The sequence below is a fragment of the Allobosea vaviloviae genome, assembly GCF_001298265.1.
GTDB lineage: Bacteria > Pseudomonadota > Alphaproteobacteria > Rhizobiales > Beijerinckiaceae > Allobosea > Allobosea vaviloviae_B.
Window position 1 is genome coordinate 74,904 of record NZ_LGSZ01000078.1, and the last position, 17,345, is coordinate 92,248.

A 17,345-nucleotide genomic window follows, 5' to 3' on the forward strand; every position below is an offset into this window, starting at 1 on the left:
GCGCGATTGTCTCAGCGGGGTGCGAGCGGGCGCAGGCAGGACCGCGCCAGCGCCGAGATGCGCTCGCCGTCCGCCGTATCGGTCGTGTTGCCGATGACCTTTTGCCAAAGATCCTCGCGCTTCAGCGAATCGACCGTGCAGGCGCAGAGGCGCTCGCAGGCGTCGGCGCTCAGGCTTCCCTGCGCGCAGTTGCGCTGGCAGGCGAGCATGAAGGGCCGCTCCGGCGAAGCCGGCGGTGGCGGCACGACCTGCAAGGCGAGCATCAGGGCGCCGATGAAGACGGGCTGGTGGACGAGATAGACCAGGAGGCTGTGCCGTCCGCCCCAGACGACGAGCCGGGCCGGCGCGGCATCGGGGCGCCAGCGGCCGATGCGGGAGGCCTCCAGCGCCGGCAGCCCCAGGCGCGCCATGATGATGCCGCCGAGCACGCAGCCGAACCAGGGGAAGACCGGGACGAAATCGGCCGTCGCGATCGGCACCTGCGAGAAGCCGAGCCAGGCGAGCAGGGGCTCGTCGAGAACCGGGTGGGCGACCAGAAAGGGCAGGGCGAAGACGATGACGGCCGTCCCCGCGACAGCCATTACCGGCAGGCGCAGGAAAGGCAGCGCCAGCACGCTGGCCAGCGCGACCTGGTGCAGGATGCCGAAGAAGATGAAGCTCTGGCGCATGAACACGAATGTGCCCAGCGTTACCAGCGCGGCCGCTGCGACGACCATGGCCAGGCGCTTCAGATAGGCCCGGTGGTTCAGCCCGTGGCGTGTCGCCAGAACGAGGCTAATACCGACCAGCGTCAGGAAGGAGCCGGCGATCAGGCGCGCGAACCAGCGCCAGCCGGGCTCGGAGGGGACATGCGTCTCGATCAGCCCGAAATAGGAGAGGTCGTAGGCGAAGTGGAAGACGAACATCGCCAGGAGAGCGATACCGCGCGCCAGATCGACGACGTCGAGACGCGAGCGCGGCGGCGGCGGCGGCGGTGCGATGGGGGGCGGTGCGTCAGGGGACGTGATCTCGGTCATGGCCGTCTTCATAGGCAGCTCGCATCGAGGCCGCTACCCAAAGCGCGTTTGGCATGCCAAGTGAAGGGCCTCGCTATCGCTGATCACGACGGTTGCCATGCAGAGCTTTTCATCCGACGGCGTTGAACTCGCCTTCATCGATCTCGCCCCGACGGGCGATACGCCCAAATACGAGACGGTCGTGCTCGTCCACGGCTTCGGCTCCAGCCACATGGTCAACTGGGTCAACACGCAGTGGACGAAGACGCTGACCCATGCCGGCTACCGCGTCGTCGCGCTCGACAATCGCGGCCATGGCCAGAGCGAGAAGCTCTACGACCCAGCCGCCTATTCATCCCAGATCATGGCCGAGGATGTGCGCCGGCTGATGGACCATCTCGATATCCCGCGCGCGGCCGTGATGGGCTATTCGATGGGCGCGCGGATTTCGGCGCATCTGGCGCTGGCCCATCCGCAACGGCTGACGGCACTGCTGCTCGGCGGGCTCGGCATCCATCTGGTCGAGGGCGTCGGCCTGCCGCTCGGCATTGCCGATGCGATGGAGGCGCCCTCGCTCGACGACCTGACCGATCCGATGCAGCGGATGTTCCGGGCCTTCGCCGATGCGACCAAGAGCGATCTCAGGGCGCTGGCCGCCTGCATCAGGGGCTCGCGCCAGACGCTGAGTGCAGCCGAGGTCGGGCACATCACTGTCCCGACGCTCGTCAGCGTCGGCACCAAGGACGACGTCGCGGGCTCCGGGCCTGAGCTGGCGAGGTTGATTCCAAGCGCGGAGGCCTTTGATGTCGAGGGCCGCGACCACAATCTCGCTGTCGGCGACAAGAGCCACAAGCAGGCTGTTCTCGACTTTCTGTCGCGTTTGTGAGAATGAAGCTGCCGTTCGGAAGCATCATGGAAAAGCGGGCGACGCCAATGTGTTGTCGACGGCAGCTCAGAGACTGAATCCACCGCTTGCCACGCTGATTCATGTCGGCCCCGCAATCACCTTTGGCGCGCTCGTGCCAACAGGTGATAGAGTTTGCATCGCCGAACGCGCTTTTTCCGGAGATCAACCATGTCGTCAGGGCGCTCCACTGCGGAAGTCCGCGATCTCGCCACCGGCCTCGACCGGCTCGATCCGGTCTGGTCGAGGCTCCGGCGCGAGGCCGAGGCTGCGGTCGCAGCCGAGCCGGCGCTGGGCAGTCTGATCGTCGCCTCCATCCTGAACCAGCCGAGCTTCGAGGCGGCCGTCAGCCATCGCGTCGCAGCCCGGCTCGGCCATCCCGCCGTCGCCGCCGATCTGATCGAGCAGGCCTTTGCCGAGGCGTTGGCGGCCGACGAGACAGTCGGCCAGGGCATGCGCGCCGACGTTCTGGCCGTGCTCGACCGCGACCCCGCCTGCTACCGCGTGCTGGAGCCGGTGCTGTTCTTCAAGGGCTTCCATGCCTTGCAGTCGCACAGGCTGGCGCATTGGTTGTGGCAGCGCGACCGGCGGGACTTCGCGCTCTACCTCCAGAGCCGCGCTTCCGAGGTGTTCCAGACCGACATCAACCCGGCGGCGAAGATCGGCAAGGGCATCTTCCTCGACCACGCCACCGGCCTCGTCGTCGGCGAGACGGCGGTGATCGAGGACGACGTCTCGATGCTGCACAGCGTGACGCTGGGCGGCACGGGAAAACAGGGCGGCGACCGCCACCCCAAGATCCGCAAGGGCGTGCTGATCGGTGCCGGCGCCAAGATCCTCGGCAATATCGAGGTCGGGCAATGCAGTCGGGTCGCGGCCGGATCGGTCGTGCTTGCGGCCGTGCCGCGCAACAAGACTGTGGCGGGCGTGCCGGCCAAGGTCGTCGGCGAGGCCGGCTGTGCCGAGCCCTCGCGCTCGATGGACCAGATCCTCGGCGGCGACTGCGGATCCCATATCTGAGTTTCAGGTCAAGCCATCAGCCAGGCCGCGATCTCGGCCTGCATCGGATGGGCGCGCTCGGCCGGCGCCAGGATGAGCGTCAACCGGTCGCGCAGTGGCATGGCCAGCGGGAAGGGTGCAATAAGCCGCCCGTCCGCGAGGTGGCGACCGATCAGGCTGGCGCGGCCCATCAACACGCCCGAGCCCGAGAGAGCGGCATCCAGCGCGAGGCTGTAGAGCGAGAAGCTCGGGCCGCGTGCCGGATCGATTGCGGCCGAGCCGCCAGCGAAAGCGAGCCAACGCCCCCAGTCGCCGCGCCAGACCGCGTCGTGCAGCAGCGTCTGGCCAGCGAGATCGGCGAGACTGCCGATGTTCTTAGCCAGAGAGGGCGCGCAGACCGGCAGGATGGCATCGGGCTCCGGCGCCCTCAGCGTGTCCGGCGCTGCCTCTGCGTCGCGATAGAAGATCGCGAGGTCGTGCGGCTCGCGGCGCGGATCGGGCGGCTGCTCCATCGCCGAGATCGAAATCTGCAGCTCCGGCCAGGCACGCCGCATCTCAGTCAGGCGCGGCGACAGCCAAAGCTGCGCGATGCAGGGCAAGGCGGCGATCGTGAGCGCACGGCCGCCATGGCTGTCTCGCAGGCCCTGCACCGCCTGCGCCAGCGTATCGAAGCCGCGCGTCAGTCTCGGCAGCGCCTCGCGCGCCGCCTCCGTCGGCTCGACGCCCTGGGCCAGCCGACGGAAGACGGGAAAGCCGAGCCAGACCTCGAGCTGGCGGATCTGCTGCGTGACCGCGCCGGCGGTGACGCCGAGCTCTTCGGCCGCCTTGATGAAGCTGCCGCAGCGCGTCGCCGCCTCGAAAGCGCGCAGTGCGTTGAGCGAGGGCAGCCGCGGCCGCGGTGGCTTGACGGGCATCGATCGGGTCCGGGCGGAGGCTGAGATTTCCTCTGCCTGGCGGCGACGATAACTCGTTTGCACGACCCCGCGCAAACCGTTCTTATTGCCGGGAGTTTCCTTGTGGTTCGCACGGGCGGAGAACGGCGATGACGGCACTGGGCAGGCGCGACTGGGTTCCCGCCGCGAGCGAGGATTATGTGCTGGAGGTCGCTTCGACTGTCGGGGCTCAGTCGCTCGATGCCATCGAGGGGCGGATCGCGGCGTTGACGCAGGAAAACCGCAACATCCACGAGCGCGACTGCTTCAACCTCAACCCCGCGACCAATGTGATGAACCCGCGCGCGGAAGCCGCGCTGGCCTCGGGCCTCGGCGCCCGGCCTTCGCTCGGCTATCCCGGCGACAAATACGAGATGGGGCTGGAGGCGATCGAGCAGATCGAGATCATCGCCGCCGAACTCGCGGCGCAGGTCTTTGGCGCCAAGTACGCCGAGATCCGGGTGCCCTCGGGCGCCATCGCCAATCTCTACGCCTTTATGCTCGCGGCGAAGCCTGGCGACTGCATCATCGCGCCGCCGCCGGCGATCGGCGGCCATGTCACTCATCACGGCGCCGGTGCGGCCGGGCTCTACGGCATCGTCACCCATCCCGCGCCGGTCGATCCGGTCAACTACACCGTCGATGTGGCCAGGCTGCGCGAGGATGCGCTGCGGCTGAAGCCCAAGATGATCACCATCGGCTCGAGCCTGAACCTGTTTCCCCATCCGATCCGCGAGATCCGCGCCATTGCCGACGAGATCGGCGCGCTGGTGCTGTTCGACGCGGCGCATATGTCGGGAATGATCGCCGGGCATGGCTGGCAGCAGCCGCTGGAGGAGGGCGCCCATCTGATGACGATGAGCACCTACAAGAGCCTGGGCGGGCCGCCATCGGGGCTGATCGTCACCAATGACGCCGGCCTCGCCAAGCGCCTCGACGAGATCGCCTATCCCGGCCTGACCGCGAATTTCGACGCGGCGAAATCGGCCTCGCTGGCGATCACGTTGCTGGATTGGAAGGAGCATGGCCGCGCTTACGCGCAGATGATGGCGGCGACCGCCAAGGCTCTGGGCGAAGCGCTGATGGAGCGCCAGGTGCCGGTCTTCGCCCGGGATCGCGGCATCACGACCTCGCATCAGTTCGCGATCGAGGCTCACGCCTATGGCGGCGGCCAGGCGGCGGCCAAGAAGCTGCGGGCGATCAACATCCTGAGCTGCGGCATCGGCCTGCCGCTGGCGGAGGTGCCGGGAGACGTCAACGGATTGCGGCTGGGCACGCCGGAGATCGTGCGCTTCGGCATGACGCTGGCCGACATGCCCGAACTCGCCGGCTACATCGCCGAGGGGCTGAACGGCTCGCGCCCGGCCGAGGCGGTGGCGAAGGATGTCACGGCGTTCCGGGGGAAGTTCCGGGAGCTGCATTTCATGCGGTGAGGGGGGCGGGGGCGATTTCTCGGCGACGCCTGCAATGTCAGCTTAACCTGAACGTCACCAGCGATGCCGCATAACGCCCCATACTGATGGGAGCGTTCGAATGAGTGGCCATGATGCGCTGGTTGTCCGCGGTCTGGTGAAGCGCTTTGGCGGCTTCACAGCGGTCAACGGCCTTGATCTCAGTATACGGCGCGGCGAGCTCTACGCATTGCTGGGTCCCAACGGGGCGGGCAAGACCACCTCGCTCAGGATCGTCGCGGGGCTGCTCTCCCCGGATGCGGGCGAGATCAGCATTTGCGGGATCAACCGCCTGCGCGATCCGGTTGCGGCAAAACGTGTGGTGGCGTGGCTCCCCGATGAACCGATGGTTTATGACAAGCTCACGCCCGTCGAGTATCTCGATTTCGTTGCCGGCCTTTGGCAGGTTGAGGCAACGGTCGGAAAGCGGCGCCGCGACGCCCTGCTTGAGACCCTCGACCTGACCCGCGTGGCCGATCAGCGCTGCGAGGGCTTTTCCAAGGGTATGCGACAGAAGGTTGCTCTGGCTGGCGCGTTGATTCACGAACCCGCGTTGCTGATCCTTGACGAGCCGTTGACGGGCCTCGATGCGTCGATGGCGCGGCACGTCAAGGAACTGCTTCAGGAACGGGTCGCAAACGGTGTGACGGTGATCCTCACCACGCATATCCTCGAAGTCGCTGAACGGCTCAGTGACCGCATCGGCATCATTCGCAATGGCAGGCTGGTCTGCGAAGGCACGATGGCGCAACTGCGCGAGGGGGGCGCCTCCGAAGGCTCTACCCTGGAAGATGTCTTCCTCGATGTCGTCGCGCGCGAAGAGGCCGCCTGAGATGGCAGCCCTTGTGTCCGGTCCAACCCGCGCCGTGCTGGCGCTCGAAGCCCGTCTGGCATTGCGGGGCATTGCCGACATGGCAGGCCCGAAAACGGCCATGCGTCCCTGGCGCATTGCGGGCGTGCTGGCTTTGGTCTGCACGATCATTTTCGGCGTGTCGCAGCTTCTGCTGATGACGGCCGGCGAACTGGACCCTGCCGATCCGCGCCTTCAGATCACGTTGACGATCAATCTCGCCTTCCTGTTCGTGCTGATGATCTCGGCCGCGCTCGATTCCGCCGCCTATGCGCTTTACGCACGCGGCGATTATGACCTGATGTTCTCCGCGCCCCTGCCTCCGCAAACCGTGCTGCTGGTCCGGGCTCTCAACGTCTTTGGTTTCACGCTTGCAAAAGCCGGTCTATATGGCGCGCCGATGCTGATCCTGCTGGCGGTGCAGCGCGGACCTCATTGGCTGGCTGGCCTGCCGCTGATCCTGGCCCTGGCGCTCGGCGCGACGGCCATCGCGATCGGACTGGCCATGGGCCTGGTTCGCCTGATCGGCATCCGGAGCACGCGCGTCGCGGCGCAGGTGGCGGCCGCGCTGGCCGGTCTGCTGGTGCTTGTGATGGTGCAGTGGGATGCCATCTTTGGGCCCGGTCCAAAGGCCGCCCTCGTCGCGGACTATGTGGCCAACCCTCAGTCCCTTGTTTGGCAAGTGGCGATGCTGCCTGCCCGCGCCGTGACCGGCAATGTCGTGGCCCTCGTGGCTGTGGTTGCCTGTGCCGCGCTGATGGCCGTGCTGATGTTCACCGGCCTTGCCGAGAGCTTTGTGCGCAACGCGGTCCTCGCGGCAGGATCGGCGTCCGCGGCTCCACCCCGCGCCAGGCGCAGTCGCGCATCCTTCGGAGCATCACCGGTGGCGGCGCTGATGCTCAAGGAACGGCGCATCATTCTGCGTGATCCGTGGCTGTTGTCTCAAATCCTGATGCAATGCATTTTTCTGATCCCGATCGCCTTCGTGACCGTCTATCGGGTCGCGAGCGGGGCTGACGATGCCTCGGCGCTCGTGCCGGTTCTGATCGTTCTGTGTGGCCAGATTGCCGGTGGCCTGACCTGGATCGCGATGTCGGCCGACGAAGCAGCCGAACTGGCCTTGACCGCACCGCTGGACCCCCGCTTGCGCGCGCGCGCCCGTTTCGGCGCCATAACCTGGCTCACCGTCATCTTCGCCGCTCCGCCATTGATGCTCTTGCTGCTGGTCGATGCCCGGGCCGGTCTGGTCAGCCTGCTCGGCGTTGCCTGCGCCATCGCCTGCGGCATCCTCGTCAACACCTGGCATCAGCCGAGGCTGGCGAGGACCGGCATGATCAGGCGGCGCATGAAGAGTCCCATCTTCGTGACGCTCATGGAGCTTCTGGCCTTGACGATGGTCGCGGTCGGACTCTGGCCCTTGCTGGCTGGCGACTACCTGGCCGCGATGCGGGGCGCGCTCCTGGCCCTGGCAACGATGGGCGTGCTGTATGCGGCGCGCCCACGCACAGCAGCCTGAACAGGGGACAGTCAGGACTTGCGCGTTGCGGGCGGCGGGTTGACCATTGAGCCCCCATGGCACCGCGCCTCGTCCGGCAAAGGGAGAGCGAGCGGCTTCGCGGCTTGCCCTCCCGGCGCCGGCATGGCATCGGTCCCGCCAACCGATGAGGACCGACATCATGGACAAGACCGAACTCGCCAAGCTCGAAGGCTATCTGCGGCGCACCTTCAACAATCATGGCATCAGCGTGCGCGCGCGGATGAAGAAGAACGATTCGGCCGAGGTCTATCTCGCCGACGAGTTCATCGGCATCATCCATGTCGACGACGAGGACGGTGACCGCTCGTTCAATTTCACCATGGCGATCCTCGACGTCGATCTCGAAGACTGACGGGATTTCGCGAGGGCGGCCGTCTGACGCGACCGCCTGCGCTTCCGGTGCTCACGGACGCAAGTCCGCTCCGCTCCGGTTCTCGCCGGTCACGCCAGCCGACTCTCCCTGGCGAAATCCCGGCGGAGCGCAATCCGGGAGCGCGGGGACGCCGCTTGGCAGCCCGCCTCAGCGCATCATGCCGTCGATGGTGTGGCGGACGCCGCCGAGCATCGCTTCCCAATCGGCGATGATGCTGCGCGGGAAGCGGATGTTCACATCCATGCCGCGATGCTTGAACGTCACACGGCAGGGCTCGTCCAGATCCGGATGGCCCGGATTCGACTTGCCCGCTTCGACCGGGCAGCGTGCCGCGAAGCCGCGGCCGTCGGGCACCGAGACATAGAGTTCGTCGCCCTCATAGGGCGAGCCCTTGCGGAAGCCGCGCACCACGAGCCCGCCGGGATTCGACCAGACGGTCGGCGTCAGGAAACGTGCGTAGACCGAGAGTTGTGTCTGCGGCTCGTTGACCTTGTCCTGGGGGGTCAGCGTGACCAGCAGGCGCTGGCGGTTCTGGATGAACGGGCCGGTCTGGGCCGGGCCGAGGCTCGGCCAGTCGAGCCGCAAGCGGACCATGCCGACCAACCGGCTCGAATCGCCCGGCTCAGAGCCGGTCAGGTTCTGCGGCACCATCAGCGCGATCGCGCCGATCCGGGCCGGCTGGACGATCGATTCGCGTTCCTCGTCGCGATGCGTGAGATGCAGCGCGAGGCTGGTCGCGAGCGCGCCCGCCAGCATGATCGCCAAGGCGGCCTTGACCAGGGCCCCGTCGGCGCGAGGCAGAGGCGGCGGCGGGCGCTTCAGCCGGGAGCGGACCATGCTCGTCAGGCCGATGCTCGAAGGCGCCGTCGGTCCTTGCTGGGCGTAAGCGGCCTGCTCGGCGGCCGCGTCCTGGGGATGATATGCCGTCACGGGCGTCGCCTTCGGGAGATTGCGTCACCACTCAAGCATCCGCGCGTTAACGCGCCGTAAACCATGCCGGCCCGGCGCGATTGCCGCCCGACCGGGCGTTAACCATTGCTCAAGCCTTTCCTTCACACTTCGTAAACCATGCTGCAGGGTCCGGCGGTCGCGTCCGTGGGAGCCAGCGCCGTTGTCGATCCAACCTGCCGCGTCTGAGGCGCTCCAATCGCTGTTCATCGGCTTCGCCTTCGCGGGTCTGCTCGCGAGCGCCTTCGAGCTGTTCACGGCAAAGCGCGCCGATTTCCGGCTGCTGCAGTCGGGCGGGCTGTCTGCGGTGGCGAGCGTGCCCGTCGTGGTGTTCAGCGCGCCGTTCCTGATCGTGCGCAACACGGTGCGCGGCCGGCGCATCGAGGGCAGGCCGTTCATCTTCGTGATGCTGGCCAGCATGATCGCCTCGGTCTGGAGCATGGCCTGCGGCCGGATCGTGCTCGACCTGCTGCACATGCTCGGCACTTGACGCCGGGCTTGCGAGCCGGTCACTCCTGAGGTGTCACGCGCCTTCCAAGGATACCCGGCATGCCGCTCTATTCCCTCGACGGGCTGAAGCCCGAAACGCCGGCTGCCGGGGACTGGTGGCTGGCTCCCGATGCCCATCTGATCGGCAGGATCCGCATCGGCGCGGATGTCGGCATCTGGTTCGGCAGCGTTCTGCGCGGCGACAACGAGTGGATCGAGATCCGCGCCGGCAGCAACATCCAGGAAGGCTGCGTCCTGCACACCGATATGGGCTTCCCGATGGTGGTCGGAGAGGGCTGCACGGTTGGCCACCGTGCCATCCTGCATGGCTGCACGGTCGGCTACAACAGCCTGATCGGGATGGGCGCGACTGTGCTCAACGGCGCCAGGATCGGCCGCAACAGCCTCGTCGGCGCCAATGCGCTGGTAACAGAAGGCAAGGAATTTCCCGACAATTCGCTGATCGTCGGCTCGCCGGCCCGAGCGATCCGCACGCTCGACGAGGCGGCCGCTGCCGGCATCGCAGCCACGGCACGCGGTTACGTCGCGCGCTGGAAGCAGTTTGCCACCGGTCTGGTCAGACTCGACTGAACAGCGATCCTTCAAACCAGCGGGCCGGCCCCCTGGGGAAGGGGGCCGGCCCTGTGGCGAAACCCGGCCTGGGGACGGGTGGGTGGGGACGTGACCAAGTCTCGCCGTCCATCCGGAGAGGGCACCACCCGCTCCTGATCGTGTGGCGACCGCCTAGAGCGGTCACGATCGGTGACCTCAGCGAACCGAGGCGACCGTCGACGTCTGGGCGCCGCCGAGCGAGGTCCAGCCGGTGCGAACCTGCGATTCGCGCTTGACGTAGACGTAGCCTGTCTGGCTCCAGGGCAGGACCGCGTTGCGCTTGTTGTCGAGGATGAAGTCACCGCGATCGGTGCGGACCATCAGCACGGCGTGGCCGGCATTCTCCTCGTCGATGACGACCGTCATCAGCATGGCGCGGCGCGGCACGCCGGTCTCGGCCAGGCGCTTGCGCTTGAGCAGCGCGAAGTCCTCGCAATCGCCCTTGCCGTCCTCGGGCAGATCCCAGCGGTCGACGACGCCCCAGTGATCCTCGTCGGTGACGGCTTCGATCTCGCGGTTGGCGCGGCCGTTGATCGCGACGATGGCCTTCCAAAGCTTCGGCGTCATCTCGACGCGCTCGGGCTCGCTGACATCGACGCGACATTCGGCCGGGCTACGCTTGCACAGATCGCTCCAGGCATAAGGCGCGCGGGCGTCGCCCGAGGCATTGGCCGGCGCGCTGGCGACCGGAACGCCGGCGATGCCCTGCTGGGCCTGCACGGTGGATGCGCCGCCGGCAAGCAGCAGGAGTGCCAGAGCCGGAACCATGAAACTGCGGTGGTGTTGAAGCATGTCGTCCCCTTCCTTGTCCCTGGGGTGGACGATGCAGCCGGCGCATGGATTTGCTTTGAAATGAAAGCGAACAATTTGATGGAATTCGCCAGACGATACTGGCAACACATCTCAGTATAAATCGACGGGAAATGCGATCGTAACAAATGGGAGCGCTGGAGACAGAGTCCTTTAACCAAGACCTTGCCGTGGCCAGCGACAGGATTGATCAAAGGTTACTGGTTGCGTCGGTCGTTGTGACCGGCGGCACGGGCCTGGGGTCAGCGCGCGACGGCCTCGGTTCCGGGCTGGACTGTGGCGCCCAGCAGATGGGCGCCGATATCGGCCGGTTGGGAGAACATGAAGGCCGGATGAAGTATCTGCAGCGCATCGGCGCTGGTAAAACCCCAGGCGACGGCCCCGAACGCCATGCCGGCCTCGCTCGCGGCCTCGAAATCCCGAATTTCATCGCCGATGCAGAGGCAGTCCTCGTGCTCGATGCCGGCCCGCTTTGCGAGCTGCCGGAACTTCGTTGCCTTGCCGAACAGGCCGGCGCCGCAGGCGAAATGCGTGAACTGCGCCGCGATCTCGCTGCCGAGAGCCTGCCGCACATTGCTTTCCGTGTTGGAGCTGACGATCGCGAGCAGGAAGCCATGCTGCCGGAGTTCGCGCAGCATGTCCTCGATGCCGGGGAAGAGGGTGACGCGATCGCTGTCCTGCGCTGCCAGTCGGCGCATGTGCCTGGCGATGAAGGGCAGTTTCCAGCGCGCCACGCGAAGATGCGAGATGAGGTGTCGCGCGCTTTGACCGCGCAGGGTCTCGACCTCGTCCTCGGCGACACGCCGGAATCGGTATCGGTCGGCGATGCCGTTCAGCACGTTGGCGAACCAAGGAAAGGTGTCGGCCAGCGTCCCGTCGAAGTCGAAGATGATCAGGCGATAAGGAATGACAGAAGCTCGCAGCGCCGTGGAACGCTGTCAGCTATGGCGGGCGCGGCCGTGTCGCGCAAGCATGGCGACCCGGCGACACCGAGGCGGAGCCTCAGAGTTCCAGTTTGTCGTCGAGCAGATCGGCCGAAAGCGGGAAGCGGAATTCCGCGGCAAAACCGCCGTCGAAGCGACGCACGATCTTGGCCGCCGTCGAGCCGATCCGGATCGGCGTGTTCATCGGCAGGTCGAGATCGGTGGTGAAGGCGGCCCCCGAGAGCGAGATGTCGATGATGCGCACGACATGCTCGGTGCCGTCATCCATCGTTACCACGGCGCGCGGGTTGCGCGGGGTGATGCGCTCGTGACGACGATCCTCGGGGAGGCCGAGTTCCTCGCGGTTGGCGAGCCAGGTCAACTGGGCGGTGAATTTCTCGCGCTTGCGGCTGGTCGCGGTGATGGTCATCGCGAAGCCTTCCATCGTCGTGCGCACGCAGGTGCCTTCGATGCGGCCGAGATGTTCGAGATAGACGATGACGCGATCGCCCGGATTGGCGCGGGCAGGGGCTGCGACATGCAGGCCGCCGGGCGAAATATCGATGGTCTGGCAGGGGTATTCCATGCGGTTGGGCAGCATGTAGCGGCCCAGCAGGACAACCTTCATACGATGGTGCCGCCTGCGCTCGACAGTGCGTGCAGCCGTCCGGGGCGGTTGTAGAGCGCTCAACATCGAGGGTCAGCCTGATTTCGGGCCGATCCTATAGGCGCGTTGGTTAACGCGCGGTTAGCCTTTCAGGCGCGTCCTCCCGGCAGCACCATAAATCTCGGAGGGCTGTGCCGCATCGGCGGCGCGGCCTGCGGGCGGTGGGTGATGCTGGGCCAGAGCATGCGCAGCGAGATCATCCGCATCGAATCGAGCGTGTCGAGGCCGAGCCATTCGGGGGCTGTCGCCGCCGACAGGGCGCCGAGCATGCGCGCATGGGTCCGGCCGCGGTAGCGCAGCGGCAGCAACAGCAATTCGAGATAGATCGGAGCGCCTGTGCGTGTTTCGCCGGCAAGACCGGCCACCGCGCCGGCGGTCTCGTCCATCACGGTTTGAGTCAGGCGCCGCATGTCGCCTTGCGATTCGACATCGGGCCATAGAGCCGTGAAGGCGCGGCCGCGCAGTTCATGGCCGAGCAGGGCGCACAGGCGGGTGCCAGCAAGCCTGAAGACAGGTCCGATCGGCTCGTTTTCCAGAACGAAGGTGTCGGCCAGCGCGTGGCGCAGAGCCCCGGGCTCGATCTCGCCGCGTTCGGGCGCTGCCCGCTCGCCGCGAAGTGAGTCCCAGTACTCGAAAACCAAGCGCGTGCTCGTATTCTTCATTCCGATACCCAATGCTGCCAGCCGTGGCCTCCATCCCGCCATACGTCCCGCGATGGCGCAGAAGCGTCTGGAGGAGGGACGATGCAGTCCTTCTGGCAGCGAAGGACGCAGGTGGCATGCCGTCTTGCCATGCGCGCGAGCCGCTGTTCGGGTAAACGGTGCGTTAAGGTTAACGAGATGTTGAGATTGTGGATAACTGGTTAAAATGCTTATTAAATTGACTGACTTTCGCGGGCCTTCACGCCCGCATTCGGAGGGGCCGGCGGGGATGTGACCGTGGCGCTCGGGTCGCGTATCGAGTGTCCGCACAGCCGGAAAAGGGGAGCGCCACGCGGCTGCTCCCCTTTTTTTGTCTGTCGAGGCCCGGCTGCGTCGCTTGCCAGCGGCGGTGGCTTCGGCAAGGGTTGAAATTGCATGTCCGATACCCCTCCCAGCCAGCTCCCGCCGCCGCGGGAACCCGCCGTCAACCTGCCGTCGGCGGTCGTTTGGCTGATCGTCGCACTCGGGCTGATCCAGGGCGGCCGTTCCCTGCTCTCGGCTTATGACGACTATGTCTTGATGTCGTGGTTCGCCTTCGTGCCGGCGCGCATCAGCCTCTGGCTCGCGCCCGATCGCGTCGACGACGTCGTGAGCGCCATGACGATGTCGGTGCCGGGGCAGGATCTGGCGGACCGGCTCCAACTCGTCCGACTGCTGCTGGCCGATGGCGGTCCCAGGCTCTGGACGCTGCTGACCTATGGGCTGCTGCATGGGTCCTGGCTGCATCTGGTGACGAACCTGGTCTGGCTCGCCGCTTTCGGCAGTCCGGTCGCGCGCCGGCTTGGCAGCGGACGATTCCTCAGCCTGATGGCGCTTTCGACCATCGGCGGCGCACTGCTGCACTGGTTCTCGCGGGAGCTCGACGTGCTGCCGCTGGTCGGCGCGTCGGCGGCGGTGTCGGGCGCGACGGCGGCGGCCATCCGCTTCGTCTTCGCACCGGGCCTGCGTTTCGGCTCGCTGGCCGACGACGCCGTCGTGCGCGCCATCCCTGCCGAGCCGACGGGGCAGCTCTGGCGCAATTCCCGCGCCATGCTGTTCATCGGCATCTGGTTTGCGACCAACATCCTGTTCGGCGCCGGTCTGGTGCCGATCCTTGGTGAGGAGACCAGTATCGCCTGGGAGGCCCATATCGGTGGGTTCCTCGTTGGGCTGTTGATTTTCCCGCTGTTCGACAAGGGCGTTGTCCGCCGCTGAAGGCCCGTTGGTTGCGCCACGCGCCTCGAGCGACATGCCTTGCCTGTGCCTCGGTCTTCGCCCACACTCCGCCTATTCGCAGCGTTCCCGAGGCCTTCCCCGGCGCGTGAGTTCCGTCGGCGGCAGCAGGGACCAGGACGATCTCGCGTGCCGGACAACGGCGCCATCGCCAAGGAGGACGAAGCCATGAACGTCGAGCAGCTTTTGGGTGGCAAGGGCCGCGAGGTCATCTCGGTGCAGCCGCATCGCACGCTGGGCGAGGCGGTCCGAACGCTCAGCGAGCGGCGCATCGGAGCCGTGGTGGTGATGGGCGCCGATGGCGCTCTGGTCGGCATTCTGTCCGAGCGCGACATCATCAGGGCGCTGGGCGAGAGCGGGGCGGCGGCGCTTGAGAGCCCGGTTTCGCGCGTGATGACCGCCAAGGTGGTGACCTGCCGCTCCCAGACCAGCGTCGACGAGTTGATGGAGATCATGACGTCGGGACGCTTCCGCCATGTCCCGGTCGTCGAGAACGGCCATGTCATCGGCATCATCTCGATCGGCGACGTGGTGAAGTATCGCGTCGCGGCGATCGAGGCCGAGAGCCGCGCGATGCGCGACTATATCGCGATGGCCTGACGTAAGCGGGGCCAGCAGGCCATCTCAGACGGAGAGGCGGCTGCCGGCGATCGCCGCCTCGATGTCGTCGAGCGAGCGGCGCGTCGCCTGGCGGCCGAATTCGATCGTCTCCTGCGCACGGTGGAAGTCGAACAGCCCCATGCGGCCCAGCTTGGGGCCGATCATGACGTCGGGCGGGTCGCCCGCAAGGCGCGAGCGCGAGATTCGGTCCTGGGTGATGTTGAAGGCGTCGATCATGACGCCCGCGAGGCCCGGTCGGTCCTCGCTCTGCCGGCCGACGAGGCCACGGACGCGCCGCGCCGCGCCGGTGATGCCGCCGAGCCAGCGCGAGGTGGGCCGCACATCGAGTTCGGGCAGGATTTCGGGATCGGGCTCGGCGGCATGGTTGTGGATCGTCGTGCCGCGGCCGGCGAGGTCGCTGTTCAGGTTGACGCAGATCACGACATCGGCGCCCAGCGCGCGGGCTGCCGTGACCGGCACGGGATTGACCAGAGCGCCGTCCATCAGCCAGCGCCCGCCAAGCTTGACCGGATCGAAGACGCCCGGCAGCGCATAGGAGGCGCTGAGCGCCTCGACCAGCGGGCCATGCGTCAGCCAGATCTCGTGGCCGGTTCCGAGTTCGGTGGCGATCGCGACGAAGCGCGTCGGCAGCGCCTCGATGCGCAGGCCGGTCAGGTCCCGGTCCAGAAGCCGCTTCAGGCGGTTGCCGCCGATCAGGCCGGCTCCGCCGATGTGGAAATCCATCAGGCCGACGACGCGGCGCTTGGTCAGGCCGGTGGCGAATTCGGCGAGCTGGTCCAGCTTGCCTGCCGCATAGCAGCCGCCGACGACAGCACCGATCGAGGTTCCGGCGATGACGTCGGGCTTGAAGCCGGCTTCGGTCAGGACCTCGAGCACGCCGATATGGGCCCAGCCGCGCGCGGCGCCGCCACCCAGTGCCAGTCCGATCTTCGGTCGGCCGTCGCGAACGGGCGCTGCGACGCTCACATCGTTCATCGGCGTTTCACCTCCGCCACCTCCGGCAGCACCAAGCCCCAAGACGCATCGCGCGACCTCGTTCCATAACGTAGGCCCGTCCCTCCGGGGGAGGGCGAAGGATCGCAGGACTCAATGAGGAAACCGTCACCGCCGGAGCAAACCCTGCGCATACCGGCGGCTCTTGACGAAACGATGAAAGCGCGACGAAACAGCGCCGACGGCGTCCGCCGAGCCTCAGTTCGAGAGGACATGCCTCAGTCACAGACGAGCGGTTCGGATGCTCCCTCGCGCAGCGGTTTGACCCGGTAAAAGCAGGAACGGCGTCCGGTGTGGCAGCAGCCGCCGTCGCCTGCGACCTTGACCTTCAGCCAGAGCGCGTCCTGGTCGCAATCGACCCGCATCTCGACGATGGTCTGGATCTGGCCGGAGGTCGCCCCCTTGTGCCAGAGCTCGCCGCGGGAGCGCGACCAGTACCAGGCCTCGCCGGTCTCGATCGAACGGGCCAGCGCCTGCGCGTTCATGTGTGCCACCATCAGCAGTTCGCCGGTGTCCGCATCGGTGGTGACGCAGGTCACGAGCCCGCTGGCGTCGAAGCGCGGAGCGAGCGTGGTGCCCTCCTCGAGGGCCGACTTGGTTTCGAGGACCGGGAAAGCAATCATCGGTGTCTCATTCGGCAGGTGTTGCGTGTCGTCATGTGGTGGTGGTGGTTGGGGAGGCCAGGACATGGGCGCCATGGCTCAGGCTGCCGTCTCGCTGAGCGCGTCCTCGAACAGGCTCGGACTGTTCAGCGTCCGCGCCAGAATGAGTGCTCCTTCGAGACGGGCCAGCAAGGCCGCCGGGTTCTGGCTGCCTCGTGACGCCCTGGGCGCCACATCGAGATAATCCAGGATCATCTGGAAAAACGCGGACACGGCCGTGGCGACCTGCGCTGGCAAAGCGTCGCGTTGCGCACCGAACATCCCGCATAGACACATCCGGTCCTCGACCAGCACGGCATCGCGAAACAGGGCCGTGACGCGCTCCAGTCCTTCGCCGGGCGCCAGGATCCGGGGATCTCCCAGCCGGTCAGCCGCCCGCACGGTATAGCGTCGAGCCAAGGCCTCGCAGAGGTCGCCCTTGGTCGGGAAATGGTAATGCACACTCGAGCTTTTGATGCCGACGTCTTCCGCAACGTCGCGAAAGCTGAAACCGTGGTAGCCGGCCATCCGCGCCCGCTTTTCGGCAGCGTCCAGAATCTGCTCGCGCGCGGGTGCTTCGATCATATCGGCCTCTCTATCGACTGATAGATAAGGCTTGACGGGCGCAATCTCAACTCTCTAGGTTCCGACATCTATCTATCGATAGATAGAATCATTAAAGGAGTT

General features: G+C 66.7%; 20 protein-coding genes. 10 read left to right on the top strand and 10 right to left on the bottom strand.

Features of this window, described 5'->3' with window-relative positions:
• Positions 1-11: 11 nt before the first annotated feature.
• Positions 12-1,016 (bottom strand): DUF1624 domain-containing protein, encoded by a 1,005-nt coding sequence (locus AE618_RS24375; protein ID WP_197280877.1) that lies wholly within the window; start codon positions 1,014-1,016, stop codon positions 12-14.
• Between the two features lie 97 nt (positions 1,017-1,113).
• Here AE618_RS24375 and AE618_RS24380 point away from each other — a divergent pair, with 97 nt between their 5' ends.
• Positions 1,114-1,881, top strand: a complete 768-nt coding sequence (locus tag AE618_RS24380) for an alpha/beta fold hydrolase (RefSeq protein WP_054211665.1) — start codon at positions 1,114-1,116, stop codon at positions 1,879-1,881.
• A gap of 189 nt (positions 1,882-2,070) precedes the next feature.
• A complete protein-coding gene (gene cysE / locus AE618_RS24385; RefSeq protein WP_054211666.1) occupies positions 2,071-2,919 on the top strand; it encodes a serine O-acetyltransferase in 849 nt (282 codons plus the stop codon).
• Positions 2,920-2,927: 8 nt separating this feature from the next.
• On the opposite strand, the gene AE618_RS24390 is transcribed toward cysE, so the two are convergent.
• The gene (locus AE618_RS24390) at positions 2,928-3,812 is read right to left on the bottom strand and encodes a LysR family transcriptional regulator (protein ID WP_054211667.1); all 885 of its coding nucleotides are present in this window, start codon (positions 3,810-3,812) and stop codon (positions 2,928-2,930) included.
• Positions 3,813-3,940: 128 nt separating this feature from the next.
• Here AE618_RS24390 and glyA point away from each other — a divergent pair, with 128 nt between their 5' ends.
• The 4 genes from glyA to AE618_RS24410 all read left to right on the top strand — a co-directional run bounded on the left by glyA (position 3,941) and on the right by AE618_RS24410 (position 8,020).
• Positions 3,941-5,263, top strand: coding sequence for a serine hydroxymethyltransferase (glyA, locus tag AE618_RS24395; RefSeq protein ID WP_054211668.1), 1,323 nt, complete (start codon positions 3,941-3,943; stop codon positions 5,261-5,263).
• Positions 5,264-5,363: 100 nt separating this feature from the next.
• Positions 5,364-6,113, top strand: coding sequence for an ABC transporter ATP-binding protein (locus tag AE618_RS24400; protein ID WP_054211669.1), 750 nt, complete (start codon positions 5,364-5,366; stop codon positions 6,111-6,113).
• A 1-nt stretch (position 6,114) separates the two neighbouring features.
• Complete coding sequence (locus tag AE618_RS24405; protein WP_156330472.1) at positions 6,115-7,647, top strand: hypothetical protein; 1,533 nt, start codon at positions 6,115-6,117, stop codon at positions 7,645-7,647.
• Positions 7,648-7,807: 160 nt separating this feature from the next.
• Positions 7,808-8,020, top strand: coding sequence for a DUF3126 family protein (locus tag AE618_RS24410; RefSeq protein ID WP_054141925.1), 213 nt, complete (start codon positions 7,808-7,810; stop codon positions 8,018-8,020).
• A 168-nt stretch (positions 8,021-8,188) separates the two neighbouring features.
• Here the strand turns inward: AE618_RS24410 and AE618_RS24415 are convergent, their stop codons facing one another.
• Positions 8,189-8,971 carry a hypothetical protein gene (locus tag AE618_RS24415; protein WP_054211671.1) on the bottom strand — a complete coding sequence of 261 codons (783 nt, stop codon included), beginning with the start codon at positions 8,969-8,971 and terminating at the stop codon, positions 8,189-8,191.
• A 181-nt stretch (positions 8,972-9,152) separates the two neighbouring features.
• Here AE618_RS24415 and AE618_RS24420 point away from each other — a divergent pair, with 181 nt between their 5' ends.
• Complete coding sequence (locus AE618_RS24420) at positions 9,153-9,479, top strand: DUF6949 family protein (RefSeq protein ID WP_054211672.1); 327 nt, start codon at positions 9,153-9,155, stop codon at positions 9,477-9,479.
• 59 nt (positions 9,480-9,538) lie between these two features.
• On the top strand, positions 9,539-10,069 hold the full coding sequence (locus tag AE618_RS24425) for a gamma carbonic anhydrase family protein (RefSeq protein WP_054211673.1): 531 nt from the start codon (positions 9,539-9,541) through the stop codon (positions 10,067-10,069).
• A 177-nt stretch (positions 10,070-10,246) separates the two neighbouring features.
• Here the strand turns inward: AE618_RS24425 and AE618_RS24430 are convergent, their stop codons facing one another.
• From AE618_RS24430 to AE618_RS28630, 4 genes are all read right to left on the bottom strand, one after another.
• Positions 10,247-10,882 carry a transglutaminase-like cysteine peptidase gene (locus AE618_RS24430; RefSeq protein ID WP_054211674.1) on the bottom strand — a complete coding sequence of 212 codons (636 nt, stop codon included), beginning with the start codon at positions 10,880-10,882 and terminating at the stop codon, positions 10,247-10,249.
• A gap of 260 nt (positions 10,883-11,142) precedes the next feature.
• A complete protein-coding gene (locus AE618_RS24435; protein WP_054211675.1) occupies positions 11,143-11,823 on the bottom strand; it encodes an HAD-IA family hydrolase in 681 nt (226 codons plus the stop codon).
• 79 nt (positions 11,824-11,902) lie between these two features.
• Entirely contained in the window at positions 11,903-12,517 is a 615-nt protein-coding gene (locus AE618_RS24440; protein ID WP_054211676.1) for a PilZ domain-containing protein, read from the bottom strand.
• A 62-nt stretch (positions 12,518-12,579) separates the two neighbouring features.
• Positions 12,580-13,152, bottom strand: coding sequence for a PAS domain-containing protein (locus AE618_RS28630; RefSeq protein WP_054211677.1), 573 nt, complete (start codon positions 13,150-13,152; stop codon positions 12,580-12,582).
• Between the two features lie 414 nt (positions 13,153-13,566).
• Here AE618_RS28630 and AE618_RS24450 point away from each other — a divergent pair, with 414 nt between their 5' ends.
• Both AE618_RS24450 and AE618_RS24455 read left to right on the top strand, forming a co-directional pair.
• Entirely contained in the window at positions 13,567-14,385 is an 819-nt protein-coding gene (locus AE618_RS24450; RefSeq protein ID WP_054211678.1) for a rhomboid family intramembrane serine protease, read from the top strand.
• Between the two features lie 186 nt (positions 14,386-14,571).
• Positions 14,572-15,003, top strand: coding sequence for a CBS domain-containing protein (locus AE618_RS24455; protein WP_054211751.1), 432 nt, complete (start codon positions 14,572-14,574; stop codon positions 15,001-15,003).
• 24 nt (positions 15,004-15,027) lie between these two features.
• On the opposite strand, the gene AE618_RS24460 is transcribed toward AE618_RS24455, so the two are convergent.
• The 3 genes from AE618_RS24460 to AE618_RS24470 form a co-directional block, all read right to left on the bottom strand.
• Positions 15,028-15,999, bottom strand: coding sequence for a patatin-like phospholipase family protein (locus tag AE618_RS24460; protein WP_082365547.1), 972 nt, complete (start codon positions 15,997-15,999; stop codon positions 15,028-15,030).
• A 236-nt stretch (positions 16,000-16,235) separates the two neighbouring features.
• Complete coding sequence (hisI, locus tag AE618_RS24465; RefSeq protein WP_054211680.1) at positions 16,236-16,640, bottom strand: phosphoribosyl-AMP cyclohydrolase; 405 nt, start codon at positions 16,638-16,640, stop codon at positions 16,236-16,238.
• A 78-nt stretch (positions 16,641-16,718) separates the two neighbouring features.
• On the bottom strand, positions 16,719-17,243 hold the full coding sequence (locus AE618_RS24470) for a TetR/AcrR family transcriptional regulator (protein WP_054211681.1): 525 nt from the start codon (positions 17,241-17,243) through the stop codon (positions 16,719-16,721).
• Between the last annotated feature and the right edge of the window lie 102 nt (positions 17,244-17,345).